A 12,616-nucleotide genomic window follows, 5' to 3' on the forward strand; every position below is an offset into this window, starting at 1 on the left:
ATACCAGAACTTGTGAGACGGTTCTAATATCTGTTCTTTTTATCGAAAAGTTGGGTTTAAAACCCCGTGCTTCTAGCACCGCTTTATATTTACGAGTGTTGCATTTGCCACTAATATATTAAGATACTAATTAGTACCGATGGACAGTCGGGAATCCAAAACGCCTATGCAGACGGTTTGCTCTTGTACTGAGATATCTCAGTCTAGGTCAAAGTCGAAATCCCGTAAGGGAGTAACTAGGAAGTCTTTGAAGTGATTCTTTAGTTGCCTCCCTACCTTCAGGAAAGGAGTCATGTCACAACTTGGCAAATTGGCAACTCTGAGAAAGTTAACTGTGTTATTTTCAATGCTATACAAGGTGTATTTGCACTTTCAAGCTATTTAGGCGGGTTTCAACCCGTCTTTATTTATCAAACAGAATTCTTCTTCAACGCCAATTCCGTTTAATTCTCCTAAATTCTCGTTTTCAGGTTCTAGCTGGAAATGCTCTTTCATTCAGGAGGCGGAGCCTCAAAATAGGCATTCCCAGCCGGAGACTGGGAACGAGGTAAGAAATTAAATATTTTTCTGATACAAGGCTATGTGTGGCATCCATAGTAGACACGTAGAGGCTTAAGACCGGGTACGAAAACTGCTATATTACCCTCAAACCCACTGATGGAGGCGCTAAAATTATTGTGGTGCGGTGATTGAACAAAGAGTAACTTTTAATTTATTACTCCTGAAAGTGGGTGCAGTATTGTTAAATGAAAACTATGCCTGGTTTCAGCTTTCAAATACCGTTCTTGCAAGGGTTGCCACTGCTGCCATGACTGGTAACGATTTTCAGTTAATAAAGTAGCAAGGGTGGGCAACTGAGTCTGAATTTCAGACTTGAAGACATCTGCAAGCCAGTCACTCAAGACTGCACTATCTTGCATCGTACCCAAAATTTCTTGGATACTTTTCACTTCTGTAAGATAAGCTCCGTAAGACTCACCATATAAATCACTAAATAACTCCATCTGGTAGCGTATACGTTTAGCTTCTTTTCGCAAACTATGAAGAATTTCACCTTCAATTGTCAATTGTTTTTCTATCTTTTCTGGTTCCCAATTTTTCTGGATTTTCACTTCTGAGTCCACAAATTGGGTGCCAACTAACCAACCCGGATGCAGTAAAAAATTACTCACTTCTGGTAAAAGTAAGTCTGGTAGCACCTGCTGAATGCTAAAAGATGCCAAAGGTTGATAAGTGGGTTTCTCTAACCACTTGTCTAAGGCATCTTTTAGAGACTTGTAAGATTCATCCTTTAACGTTTTCTGCACACTCGATTCTACATCTTCACGTTGTTTAGCCAAGGCTGTGAAAGCTGTTTGCAGAGATTCCTGCTCTTTGCGGGGTAAGTTTGGTTTATAATTGTTTTCCAAACTTTCTTTGAGTACGTCTAAATCTCGCAGATTACCAAGACGACGGGCTATTTTACCGATATTTTTATCGCTGACTGGTTTCGACACATCCACCGCTAGCCCAAACCCAATTACAGCCGTGCGTAGACGCCGCATTCCCACTCGCATTTGGTGCAACGCTTCTGGATCTTCATCTTTCTTCACTGATTTTTCCCACTTAAAGGTTTTCTTAAAGTGTTTTTGAATCGCTTGGTAGGCGTAGTCCCCTAGAGTTTTGACCGTGGCTTCTGTGACTAATTTCATAACTGATCTTAATGACAATACCTCATAATATTATTGCATAATAACATTAGTTAAAAAGTTGCATTCAATTTTGATATTTTTTTTTACAATCAGGATTATCAAGTATGCTTATGACTATTGATAGTTACATACTCTTTGATAAATATGCAATATCTATCAAAGGTCTAAATAAGAGATTCATCCTAGCGATTTTATCTGAGCTATAGTTTTTTGAGATACAATGTCTGTGAAAGAAGCAGACTTTTTTTAAGGTTTTCCTCACTTGAGAACCACTTAATTTTAGACCTGTTTCTTTCTTTGAATATGTTGATAATCTTTCTGTCGTCCATCTGCCAAACTTATTAAAATCTCTTTACGTCCCCGCGTCAGCCCTAATGATAAGTTTTCAACCGGACATGATATGAAACTGAAGTTCTAAGTCACTAAAAACAACTATATTTTATTGTGGATGCGCTGTAGGCAAAAAATTTGCTTTTACAAGAACGTTATCGTTTACTCAAGCAGATTGATCAAGGGGGATTCTGTAGAACCTTCCTCGCCGTCGATGAGGGTCAGTTTCCTCCAATTCCTTGTGTAGTTCAAGAATTATCGCTGGAATCCGAAACTTCTATTACTTTTGATCAAAAGGGGCAACAGTTAGAAAAATTAGGAAAGCATGCGCAAATTCCGGCTTTGTTGGCTTATTTTCAGCAGAAAGGGCATTTTTATTTAGTGCAGGAGTTTATTGCAGGCACTAATTTAGCTCAGGTGATTGAAGAGGAAGGCGCTTTTAATGAAACTCATATTTGGCAACTGTTAGAAGATTTGTTGCCAGTCTTTCAGTTTATTAGCGATCGCAACATCATCCACCGCGATATTAAACCCCAAAATATCATCCGTAGATCCCCAATTACCAAGAAGGGGGATTTAGTCATAGTCGATTTTACCACTGTGAAAATCGTTACAGAAATTGATCGGCTAACATCTGAAACCAGTATCGGCAGTCCAGAATACGCTGCACCCGAACAAGCGAGGGGAAAAGCGGTTTTTGCTAGTGACTTATATAGCTTAGGTGTAACTTGCATTTACTTACTTACTCAGATTCCTCCCTTTGATTTATTTGATATTGCTAACGATTGTTGGGTTTGGCGAGATTATCTTACTAGTAGGATAAGCGATCGCTTGGCGCAAATCCTCGACAAGCTGCTACAAAATGTTGTTAACCGCCGTTTTCAATCAGCTGATGCAGTTATGCAAGCAATGGGTATGGAATGTAAAACTCAAAATTTTAAATTACCAAATCCTCCTTGGCGATGCTTACATACCCTAACTGGACATTCTGGGACATTAAGTAGTGTAAATGCCCTTGCCATCAGTCCTGACGGTTACACCTTAGCCAGTGCTAGTGATGACAAAATTGTTAAATTGTGGGATTTAAATACCCAAAAAGTCCTAGCTAGCTTATCAGGACATTCCCAAGCTGTAAAATCAGTTAGCTTCAGTCCTGATGGTCAAATTCTGGCAACTGCTAGCGATGATAAAACTATCAAATTGTGGCAAGTTGAGACATTAAAGGAAATCTCCACCCTATTGGGACATTCGCACGCTGTAAAATCACTTGCTTTCAGTCCAGATGGGCAGATTCTCGCTAGTGGTAGTTGGGATAAGACAATTAAACTCTGGGATGTAAATACTGGCACAGAAATTTGCACCATAACTGGACACCAATTACAGGTAAATTCAGTAGCATTTAGTCGCCAAGGACAGCTTTTAGCCAGCGCTAGTTATGACAGAACAATTCGCCTGTGGCAAATATCTGCATTAGAAAGTTCAAAAAGAGGCGGGGGAGCAGGGAGCAGGGAGCAGGGGGATATGAATAGTGCTGAGTTAAAAGACCATCCACAAGGGGCGGAGGACATTCCCCCTTTCTCCCTGCCCCCTGCCCCCTTGCCTCTTGTTAAAAATCGCCCATGCTATAGCTTGTTAGCCACCCTTTCGGGTCATGCATGGGCGGTTTTAACAGTCGCTTTTAGTCCCGATGGTCAAATTTTGGCGACGGGTAGTGATGATAACACTATTAAATTGTGGAAGGTAAACACTGGTCAGCTAATTTGCACACTTGTAGGCCATTCTTGGTCTGTGGTGGCTGTGGCTTTTACTGCCGATGGCGAAACACTCCTAAGTGCAAGTTGCGACAAAACAGTTAAACTTTGGAGGGTAAGCACAGCAGAAGAGATTGTTACTCTCTCTGGTCATGTAGACTCAGTATCTGCTGTTGCTGTAAGCAAAGTTACACAATTAATTGCAAGTGGCAGCAGGGACAAGACTATCAAACTGTGGCAGCTTGTAGAACAGCGCGATCGCTAATATTGTAATATCAGGCGCTACCTGTGAAGGCAACTTCCGGAAATTTCAACTGAGCTTCTGCCATTGGACGGTTTCTGCCTTCCTCTTGCCAGTAGTTAATCACTTCTGTCGCTTTGTTAAGCAACTCGACACGATCAAGGTCAGCAATCCAATGTTTGGACTCTAGTTCCTTTTTTAACTCTTCCCAGGCATCATTTCGGGGCCAAAAAAAGTACTTCGTTAAAGGACTGGTGCCTTTGCCGACAATTTGATCGACTGCTAGAGCAACGTTTTCGTCTAACCACAGGATTTTCAAAATAAACTTGGTCAATCACACCTCCGGGAATTTCCGGGCATTACTTAACTAGGATAGCGATCGTTTATTTTAACGCAATACTCTATCAAATGACCAAACATTCAGGAGTGGGAAGTGGGGAGTGGGGAATCTTACCCAGGACAGTTTCAGTGATTGAGAATGGGCTAGCATAAGGTGTAGTCGGCGCTAACTACAGATGCTTATGACTGCCCAATTGCCCCAATCTCAAACGACATCTAGTTCAGATTTGTATGAGCAAGACTTTTATCTGTGGATTCAAACCACAGTAGATCTGCTCAAGCAAGGTCGGCTCACAGAACTGGATTTAGAGAATTTGATTGATGAAATTGAAACAATGGGTAGGAGTGAAAAGAAAGCAGTAAGAAGCAATTTGGAAGTGGTGCTAATGCATCTATTGAAGTATAACTATCAAGCCGAGAAGCGCTCTGGTGGTTTGCGAGCAACAATTCGGGAGCATCGTAAATGCCTCAGACAAGCTCTAGAAGAGAGTTCTAGCCTCAAACCCTATTTTTATGAGGTTTTTGGGCTGTGTTATGATGATGCTAGACTCTTGGCTACCGATGAAACTGAATTGCATCTGGCTACCTTCTCGGAACAATCTCCCTTCACGCCACAGCAAGCCCTCGACCCCGATTTTTTACCTGAGCCAATATAATTCGTAATTCGTAATTCCTATACTGTAAAGGTTTTAGAGATTTCAAATGGATCGCTGATTTTTGCCATTGTGTACTAGCATAAGGTGTAGTCGGCGCTAACTACAGAGGCTTATGACTGCTCAACTGCCCCAATCTCAAGCAACATCTAGTTCAGATTTGTATGAGCAAGATTTTTACCTGTGGATTCAAACCACGGCAGAATTGCTCAAGCAAAAGAATTTCACACAACTGGACTTAGATAATCTGATTGAAGAAATTGAAACGATGGGGAGAAGTGAAAGGCGGGCATTGGAGAGCAATCTGGAAGTGTTGCTGATGCATCTGCTCAAATACCAAATTCAAACTGATAAACGCTCAAAAAGTTGGCAGTACACTATTTTTGAACACCGTAGGCGAATTCAAAAGGCACTCAAGGAAAGTCCGAGTTTGAAGCCTCACTTTGATCAGGTTTTCGACGAAAGCTATCAAACCGCTAGACGACTGGCTGTGATTGAAACTGGATTAGCGATCGCTATCTTCCCTGAACAATCTCCCTTTACACTAGAGCAAGTCCTCGACTCTGATTTTTTACCTGAGTCATGATCTCACGTTTTATGATGATTTAAAACTCTTTTGCTTGCTACTCCATGACTCAACAAACTTCTGCAAAAGCGATTGTTGTTTTCGATATTGATGGCGTTGTGCGCGATGTTAGCGGTTCCTATCGCCGCGCGATCGCAGATACCGTAGAATATTTTACTACCCAAGCATATCGTCCAACACCACTAGATATTGACCAACTCAAGTCTGAAGGTGTGTGGAATAATGATTGGGAAGCATCACGGGAATTAATTTACCGCTACTTTGAAACCCAAGGACAGAGCCGTGAGCAACTGCAACTAGATTACAGTGCGATCGTGGCTTTTTTTCAATCCCGCTACCGAGGCCCAGACCCAAATAATTTTACTGGGTATATCTGTAATGAACCTTTATTATTACAACCTAGCTATTTAGAGCAACTTACCCAAGCGGGGATTGCTTGGGGATTTTTTAGCGGTGCAACTCGTGCTTCCGCTAACTATATATTGGAAAAACGCCTGGGCTTGCAATCTCCAGTGTTGATTGCGATGGAAGATGCACCAGGTAAACCTGACCCCACTGGACTTTTTGCCACAGTTCATCAGTTAGAAAAGGGAATTGAGCAAAAATTAGCGATCGTGTATGTGGGAGATACAGTAGCAGATATGTATACCGTCGAGAAAGCGCGGGGTCTAGATTCTGATCACGCTTGGCTTGGTGTAGGAGTTTTACCGCCCCATGTGCAGGAAACAGCAGCCCGTAGTAATGCTTATGGTGAGACACTAATAGCAGCAGGAGCATCAGTAGTTTTGCGTAATGTCCAGGAATTGACCCCAAAGCAGATTCAAAAATTGGTCAGTTCATCTGCCTGATCTGTGTTCTAAGATCAATCAAGCTACGCGTGAATGAATGACTAGCTGATAATAATCTTGCTCGAATAATTGGGAGATTAAAAAAATGTCTGCACTAAAACAGCCTAACGGACCTCAAACTCACCCTTGGGTACAAACGTATCAGTGGCTTACTAATCCCTTAGAATACATGGAAGCCTGTGCTAAACGCTATGGTGATGTCTTCACTCTTCGGATTGGCCCAGTTTTTACTCCTCAAGTATTCTTTAGTAATCCCCAAGCAATTCAGCAGATTTTTACCACCGATCCAAAACAGTTAGACTCTGGTGAGCCAGCAGGGATTAAATCGCCTTTATTAGGACGGCAATCACTACTAGCTCTAGAAGGTAAGCCTCACCAGCGCCAACGAAAGTTGTTGACACCCCCTTTACATGGAGAAAGAATGCTGGCTTATGGTCAGTTAAGCCGTGACATCACAGAGCAAGTGATTAGTCAATGGCAAGTTGGGGAATCTTTTTCAGTGTTGCCATCTATGCAAGCAATCTCCTTAGAGGTGATTTTAAAGGCTGTATTTGGTCTAGCAGATGGGCCACGTTATGAAAAACTCAAGGAAGTGCTGCTGAAAATCCTGAATCCAAAGCCACCTTTCGTTACAGCAATAATGCTTGTTTTCCCATCACTGCAACGAGATTTAGGTTCTTGGAGTCCTTGGGGAGTATTCCTGAATTTACGACAGCAAATTGACGAACTTATCTATGCTGAGATTAGCGATCGCAAAGAGCAACCTGACCCATCTCGGACTGATATCCTATCTTTGATGATGGCAGCTCGTGATGAAGAGGGGCAGTCGATGACTGATGTAGAGTTACGCGATGAGTTAATTACCCTCTTGGCGGCGGGTCACGAAACTACGGCGAATTCCTTAGCATGGGCTTTCTACTGGATTCACCATTTGCCACAGGTGCGTGAAAAACTACTGCAAGAACTAGATAGCCTGGGTGAAAACCCTGATCCAAATGCTATTTTGCGAGCGCCCTATTTGAGTGCTGTTTGTTCGGAAACTCTGCGCCTCTATCCAGTGGTAATGTTGGCATTAAATCGCTTGGTAAAATCCCCGCTAGAAATCATGGGGTATCAGTTAAATCCTGGAACTCTGGTGATTCCTTGCATTTATCTAACCCATCATCGGGAAGATTTATATCCCCAGTCGAAGCAATTTAAACCAGAGCGTTTTCTAGAACGGCAGTTTTCCCCTTCTGAGTATTTGCCCTTTGGTGGCGGGAACCGTCGCTGTATTGGGATGGCGTTTGCGCTGTTTGAGATGAAGGTGGTTTTGGCAACAGTGCTGTCTCGCTGGCAAATGGAACTGGCTGATGGCAAACCAGTGCAGCCAGTGCGTAAGGGTTTCCTACTTAGCCCCGCAGATGCTGTGCAGATGGTGGTGAGAGGGAGGCGTGAACAAAATCAGGCAGTTCGGGAGATTAGCTCTAGTTTATTGTGAATCGTTTTTGAATGCGATCGCCAGGGAGGCATTTACCATGAAAGAAAGACGTTGCAAATCTAGTAACCCAAGTTGCTAGTTATGCAGATAGGCGATTGCAACAGGGTCAAAAAAGCAATAAAATCCCCTCCAGAGTCAAAACAGGAGGGGTTTATGCTAAATGAAATAATTACGATCTATGCTATCGATGATTTGGAAGAATCGAGTCAAATATCTCTCAAAGTCATGCGTAAAAAGAATTCCAAACGCCAAGATCCCCTATGGGAAAAATACATCAAGCAATGTACGCGACATTATATTGAAACCGTTTTTAGCAGTATTACTTGTGTTTTCCCAAAATCAATACATGCAGTCACTTATCAAGGGTTTTTACTGAAGCTAGAAGCATTTATTTTTGCTTTCACCATCAGACAAGCTTTTATTGAATGAATAATTTATAAAACTTAAAATCATTTAAGTAACTCAATACTTTATTAAGCCTAAAAGCGGTTGCACGTAGCGCAACCGCTACTTTGTTGTATGTAAGTGCCTGAATTTACGGGTGAAAAGCGCCCAAGGATTGATAACCCGCAACTTGGGTTAGTATGTTAAATTACAATACCATAGACTACAAATTGCGGGATAACTCACGATGAAAAAATCTTATGTTGCTAGTGCATTTTTGACATTCAAGGATTCTCAAGTCTTGGCATTAGTTGACTTTAAACAGAATAAAACACTGACTATAGACAACAAATATTGGTTGACTATCCTAGAAATTTTTATCCATGAACAATCATTGGAGGAAGCTTACCAGAAATTCCAGGAAACCAATTCTACAAACATTTCAGAGAAACAACTGAGGCAGTGTACAAAAGCTCGCAGTGATTGTGATGATTTAGTGGTTATGTTAGCCAATAAATCATTGAAAGTTCTTAAAAAAGGATTAATGAGTCTGCTTAATCCAGAGTATACTATCGATTTAACGGCTATTAGTCAAGAAAATTTTCAGGTAATTACTTGCCTATTTAACTCGGAAAATTTTTCTGCACATGAACCTGAAATTAACAGTTTTGAAACTTTTAGACAATCATCAGAATATCTAGAGACACTAGGTTTGCTCTCGCCAGCGATAAATACTATAGATTGGGGGGATTTAAGACGAAGATTTCCCTTATGTAATTTGTTCGGGTTTACCAGGGGTATTCCTATTGATCGATATTATTTGGATAAATTTATTAGTGAGATTCGACCCCAAGTTGCAGGAACTGTATTGGAAGTAGGCGGAGTCTTACAAAATCGAGAATTTTATCAGTTTTCTAAGGCAACTGAATATCATACCCTCGATATAGCAGCAAATCCTGGCGTTACGCAGGTTGGAGATGTACACGATCGAGCGATGTTTAAACCAGACTCTCTAGATACAGTAGTAATCTTTAATGTTTTAGAACATTGTCATAATCCTTGGGTGGTTGTTGAAAATATTTACATTTGGCTGAAAGTGGGAGGCAAGTGTTTTTGTATGGTACCTAGCGTGCAAAGATTACATGACTTTCCAGGGGATTATTGGCGACCACTTCCAGATGGTATGCAACAGTTATTTCAAAATTTCTGCCACCAAAAGTTATATGTTTACGGGAATCCTATAACAGTTATAGCCAGTTTTATGGGAATTTCAGCAAAAGAGTTATCGCCTGACGAACTTGATAATTTTCATCCAGATTATCCGGTGACAACTTGTATAGTTGCAATGAAGTAATCCCTAAAATTTTTTCTGAGATGACCACTAATACCAGAATCCAAGCAACTCTTAACAAATAGGCGGCGCATAACTCAATACTTTATTAAGCCTAAGAGCGCTTGTACGTAGTGTAATTTTTACTTTATATACGTAAATAGCTGAATTTACGGGTGAAAAGCGCTCAAGGATTGATAAGCTGTTCCACTTTTAACTTGCATAATTGTCCAAAGCTTAAACAGCTACTTGGGTACGAATTTAAATCAGCCCTTTACAAGGATGCCAAAAAAATCCCTGCTGGAAATTGGAACGACTAGTCAGCTCCAACTCTTGGAGACGCTACGCGAACGGGGAAGTCAAAAGTCAAGGCTTCGGCTTCGCTCAGCCTTGACCCTGAGCGCAGTCGAAGGGTCAAAAGTCAAAAGTAACAACCCCATAAATAAATTTAGGGGCTTGTAACAAGGACGCCGTATTTCTTGCGTTGCACGTCTCGAAATACATTTTTTCTTTTTCCATAAATAAATTTAGGGGCTTGTACCTTTTTATTTCTGGTCAAAAGGGAAGTGATTATAGCGTTTCCTAGTCTACTAAGCTACAGTAGCAACAATGAGTAAACCAGCTTTGGATATCTTTTAAAGACACTTTATTAAAAGCTTCTTCAATTACTTTCGCTAAAGAAGGATAATTTCTGGCACTAATAAAACGTACTATGCTCTTGATTTTTTACCCCTCTGTTTTCGCTATAATTTATTCCTCAACCACGTATAGCATATAAGTTGAAATTCTTGAGTGTAGAAGGTATTAAACTATTTTTTTCAACTTTAATATTAAATCCATTACTTTTAAGAAGTACTTGGATTTTATCTATTCTACCTTCGATATCATGCACTTCAGCCACGATTTGTTTAATTTTACTCCACTCATTCGGGTTTATACCATTCAATACTTCATATTCCTCACCTTCTACATCTATTTTTAACAAATCTATAGACTTAATATCTAATTCATTAATCACAGATGATAAAGTTCTGATTTCACCTCTAACTTCTTCGCTTTTAAATAAGTAATCCACCATATCTTTATTCAATACTGCATTCATTACCTCTCGCTGCTCTAATTTTTCTAAAGGTTTCGTTGTTGAGTTTCCGGCCATATTTGGATAAAAAGTAAATAATTTTACAGAGTTATTTTCTGAACTCAAACCATAATTTAAAAGTGTTATATTTGAAAGAGAATGCAAAATCGTATTAGCTTGCAATACCTCAAAGATGGGCTTTATTGGTTCAAAAGCAAATATTTTTACCTGCTTCTGCAATTGGCTGACAAAGAGAGCGAACAATCCAATATTTGCCCCTACGTCAAAAATGCAGTCTCCTTCATGAAGCGTGATGCCATGTCTAAAATATTGCTGTTCAGTAAATACTTCCGAGAATATATATTCTGTTTCCTCCTTGCTAAGATAGTAGCATTCTAAATTATTTGGTAAAACCATTTTTTCCATGTTCATTTATGAATCCCTCCTTTAATTTTTTTATGGTGTGTTTCTATGCAAAGAATCATTTTATGTTTAATGTATACTTACAATTGAAATGAAAATTTTGCATACGCTAATTAATTAGCCTTAAAAATCGTTTTAGGGATTTTCTAAGCTAAAACAGGCTTCCCTGTAGCAACAACCTGTTCCACAATATCAATAGCTCGACTTACACCCCCTGCTTTCTGAATCGCCTCTTGTAACCTGACTGCATTCTGTTTATAAGAATCTTCCGTCAACACCTTTTGGATAGCAGTTCGCAGTTTAGGAACATTTACACGACTCAGGGGTATAGCCTCACCAGCACCAGCCCAAGCTACACGCGCTGCTATCCCTGGTTGGTCGTTAGCAACGGGAATAGCAACCATTGGTACCCCATTATTCAGTGATTCCAAAGTAGTATTCATCCCCGCGTGGGTAATGGTGAGAGTTGCTTTTTGCAGCAATGCCAATTGGGGTGCATAACCAACAACTAGGGGATTTCCAGGCAAACTACCCAAAGCCTCTGGAGTTGCAGAACCACCTAATGAAATCACTAGTTGGGCATCCAAATCATTACAAGCTTCGGCAATAGATTTGAAAACTCCCAATAAGCGATTTTGAACAGTCCCCATTGAAGCGTAAATCAATGGTTGTCCGGTCAATTTTTCATCAGGAAAATCAGGAATTTCCCGACCAGTTGGACTATGATAAGGGCCTGTAAAATGAAACCATTGGGGCAAATACTGCCTGGGGAATTCCAATTCGGCAGGCTGTTGACTAATTTGAGCTAGTGGGGAATAGTCTTCATTGGCACTGAAGTGTGGGGGTAACTTCCACTCTCGGCGATAGTCAGCTATTACCTCTCTAATTGGTTTGCCGATGCGATTTAACAACCCATAACCCACTCTGTTACGCAGTTGCGCCCACCAAGCTCGGTTATAGCCCCAGTTTGTGATAATTGGGGGAACACTCTCTTCTCGATTAAGTACTACAGCACTGCAAATGGTAATAAAGGGAAGTCCTAAAAATTCTGCAACAGTTCCGCCCTCTGGCATCACCTGATCTACTAAAAGTGCATCCACACCCGCTTCTTTAATTGCTGGTGGTGCATCCCTGAGCATAACATCTGCCCCTTCCTTGAGTAGATTGACGGTATATCGGAATGCAGCGAGTCCACTCAACTTCCCCAACTTAGCCAAGGATTCTGACATTACCCCAGAAGGAAACTGAGATTCGCCAATTGCCCTAAATTCTAGTCCTGCGGCTAGTGTCTTCGGTTGAGCATCGGAAAAGCCGAACAGGGTAACTTGATGACCCCGATTTTGCAGTTCTTTTCCCAAGGGAAGCATAGTGTTGAGATGACCAGTTGATGCTGGACAAATCAGTCCAAAATGAGTCATATTTCTTGCTTCTGCTTATTTACAATGATGTATACCAGAAAATAGGTAGATAGGCAAAGAAAAG

The 12,616-nt window shown here is 40.8% G+C and carries 10 protein-coding genes and 1 pseudogene; 7 read left to right on the forward strand and 4 right to left on the reverse strand.

What is annotated here, in order from left to right; translation table 11 throughout:
- Window positions 1-707: 707 nt before the first annotated feature.
- Window positions 708-1,691 (reverse strand): CHAD domain-containing protein, encoded by a 984-nt coding sequence (locus V7K36_RS04485; protein ID WP_335113567.1) that lies wholly within the window; start codon window positions 1,689-1,691, stop codon window positions 708-710.
- 468 nt (window positions 1,692-2,159) lie between these two features.
- Between V7K36_RS04485 and V7K36_RS04490 the strand changes: the two genes are divergently transcribed.
- Window positions 2,160-4,037, forward strand: a complete 1,878-nt coding sequence (locus tag V7K36_RS04490) for a serine/threonine-protein kinase (protein WP_335113569.1) — start codon at window positions 2,160-2,162, stop codon at window positions 4,035-4,037.
- A gap of 10 nt (window positions 4,038-4,047) precedes the next feature.
- On the opposite strand, the gene V7K36_RS04495 is transcribed toward V7K36_RS04490, so the two are convergent.
- Window positions 4,048-4,347 (reverse strand): 30S ribosomal protein PSRP-3, encoded by a 300-nt coding sequence (locus V7K36_RS04495; RefSeq protein ID WP_334787598.1) that lies wholly within the window; start codon window positions 4,345-4,347, stop codon window positions 4,048-4,050.
- A gap of 187 nt (window positions 4,348-4,534) precedes the next feature.
- On the opposite strand from V7K36_RS04495, the gene V7K36_RS04500 reads away from it, so the two are divergent.
- The 6 genes and pseudogenes from V7K36_RS04500 to V7K36_RS04525 all read left to right on the forward strand — a co-directional run bounded on the left by V7K36_RS04500 (window position 4,535) and on the right by V7K36_RS04525 (window position 9,657).
- Window positions 4,535-5,008, forward strand: coding sequence for a DUF29 domain-containing protein (locus tag V7K36_RS04500; protein WP_335113571.1), 474 nt, complete (start codon window positions 4,535-4,537; stop codon window positions 5,006-5,008).
- A gap of 112 nt (window positions 5,009-5,120) precedes the next feature.
- Window positions 5,121-5,591 carry a DUF29 domain-containing protein gene (locus V7K36_RS04505; RefSeq protein WP_335113573.1) on the forward strand — a complete coding sequence of 157 codons (471 nt, stop codon included), beginning with the start codon at window positions 5,121-5,123 and terminating at the stop codon, window positions 5,589-5,591.
- A 44-nt stretch (window positions 5,592-5,635) separates the two neighbouring features.
- On the forward strand, window positions 5,636-6,439 hold the full coding sequence (locus tag V7K36_RS04510; protein ID WP_335113575.1) for a TIGR01548 family HAD-type hydrolase: 804 nt from the start codon (window positions 5,636-5,638) through the stop codon (window positions 6,437-6,439).
- 85 nt (window positions 6,440-6,524) lie between these two features.
- Complete coding sequence (locus tag V7K36_RS04515) at window positions 6,525-7,919, forward strand: cytochrome P450 (protein ID WP_335113577.1); 1,395 nt, start codon at window positions 6,525-6,527, stop codon at window positions 7,917-7,919.
- A gap of 177 nt (window positions 7,920-8,096) precedes the next feature.
- A pseudogene (locus V7K36_RS04520) lies at window positions 8,097-8,348 on the forward strand (IS982 family transposase); the annotation flags it as partial.
- Window positions 8,349-8,550: 202 nt separating this feature from the next.
- Window positions 8,551-9,657, forward strand: a complete 1,107-nt coding sequence (locus V7K36_RS04525) for a methyltransferase domain-containing protein (RefSeq protein ID WP_335113581.1) — start codon at window positions 8,551-8,553, stop codon at window positions 9,655-9,657.
- 733 nt (window positions 9,658-10,390) lie between these two features.
- Here the strand turns inward: V7K36_RS04525 and V7K36_RS04530 are convergent.
- Both V7K36_RS04530 and V7K36_RS04535 read right to left on the reverse strand, forming a co-directional pair.
- Window positions 10,391-11,143, reverse strand: a complete 753-nt coding sequence (locus V7K36_RS04530) for an FkbM family methyltransferase (RefSeq protein WP_335113583.1) — start codon at window positions 11,141-11,143, stop codon at window positions 10,391-10,393.
- Between the two features lie 137 nt (window positions 11,144-11,280).
- Window positions 11,281-12,552, reverse strand: coding sequence for a glycosyltransferase (locus V7K36_RS04535; protein WP_335113585.1), 1,272 nt, complete (start codon window positions 12,550-12,552; stop codon window positions 11,281-11,283).
- Window positions 12,553-12,616: the final 64 nt, after the last annotated feature.

It is taken from the genome of Nostoc sp. (genome assembly GCF_036919555.1).
Lineage (GTDB): Bacteria > Cyanobacteriota > Cyanobacteriia > Cyanobacteriales > Nostocaceae > Nostoc.